1 pseudogene is annotated in these 647 nt (G+C 77.3%); it reads left to right on the forward strand.

Going from position 1 to position 647, the window contains the following annotated elements:
* A pseudogene (locus tag AC1D01_RS37650) lies at positions 1-647 on the forward strand (PD-(D/E)XK nuclease family protein); the annotation flags it as partial.

The following is a 647-nucleotide window of genomic DNA, read 5'->3' on the forward strand; positions in this document are numbered from 1 at the left end:
CCGACGCGCTGTTCGCGCTGCAGCCCGGCGCCTGGATCGCGGTGCGCGCCGGCGGCAGCGATCCGCTGACCGACGCGCTGCTGGGCGCCGCGCGCGTGCCGGTGCTCGTCGTCGACACCGATGCCGCGGCGCAGCGGCTGCCTTCGCGGGCGCCGGCCGTCGCGCTGTGCGAGGGCTTCGAGGACGAGGCCCAGGCCACCGCCGCGCAGGTGCTGGCGCATGTGCAGCGCGGCGAGTTGCCGGTGGCGCTGGTCGCGCAGGACCGCCTGCTGGTGCGCCGCGTGCACGCGCTGCTGGCGCGGCAGTCGGTCGCGGTGCTGGATGAAACCGGCTGGAAGCTCTCGACCACCCGCGCCGCGGCGCAGCTGATGGGCCTGCTGCGGGCGGTCGGGGCATCGAGTGCCGATGCGACGCTCGATGCCCTCAAATCCCTGACCGCCCCATGGCCCGGCCTGGGCCCGGTGGCGGCGCTCGCGCAATCGCTCGAAGCCAGCTGCCGCCGCCACGGCTGGCGCCGCACCTCGCAGATCGACGCCGAACGCCTGCACCCCGGCGAGGCCCGGCTGTGGAGCGCGCTGGTCGAGGCGCTGGCGCCGCTCGCCGAGCCAGGCCGGCGCCCGCTGCGCGCGTGGTGCGAGGCGCTGCAG

It is taken from the genome of Rhizobacter sp. P3_B12 (assembly GCF_056402895.1).